We start from the raw sequence: 763 nt of genomic DNA on the forward strand, positions 1-763 counted from the left end.
GGCACTGTTGCAAATAGTCGGTGGTGATAAACTTATCATCCCCTTTTGCTGATGGAGCTGCACATGAACCCATTCAAAGGCCGGCATTTTCAGCGTGACATCATTCTGTGGGCCGTACGCTGGTACTGCAAATACGGCATCAGTTACCGTGAGCTGCAGGAGATGCTGGCTGAACGCGGAGTGAATGTCGATCACTCCACGATTTACCGCTGGGTTCAGCGTTATGCGCCTGAAATGGAAAAACGGCTGCGCTGGTACTGGCGTAACCCTTCCGATCTTTGCCCGTGGCACATGGATGAAACCTACGTGAAGGTCAATGGCCGCTGGGCGTATCTGTACCGGGCCGTCGACAGCCGGGGCCGCACTGTCGATTTTTATCTCTCCTCCCGTCGTAACAGCAAAGCTGCATACCGGTTTCTGGGTAAAATCCTCAACAACGTGAAGAAGTGGCAGATCCCGCGATTCATCAACACGGATAAAGCGCCCGCCTATGGTCGCGCGCTTGCTCTGCTCAAACGCGAAGGCCGGTGCCCGTCTGACGTTGAACACCGACAGATTAAGTACCGGAACAACGTGATTGAATGCGATCATGGCAAACTGAAACGGATAATCGGCGCCACGCTGGGATTTAAATCCATGAAGACGGCTTACGCCACCATCAAAGGTATTGAGGTGATGCGTGCACTACGCAAAGGCCAGGCCTCAGCATTTTATTATGGTGATCCCCTGGGCGAAATGCGCCTGGTAAGCAGAGTTTTTGAAA

General features: G+C 52.9%; 1 protein-coding gene. It reads left to right on the forward strand.

The annotated features are described in order from the left end of the window. Positions 1 to 63 precede the first annotated feature (63 nt). Positions 64 to 763, forward strand: a 700-nt coding sequence (locus EXE29_RS17335; RefSeq protein WP_003218105.1) for an IS6-like element IS26 family transposase, incomplete at its 3' end; no start/stop codon positions are given.

Source organism: Acinetobacter sp. WCHAc060006 (assembly GCF_004209135.1).
Lineage (GTDB): Bacteria > Pseudomonadota > Gammaproteobacteria > Pseudomonadales > Moraxellaceae > Acinetobacter > Acinetobacter cumulans.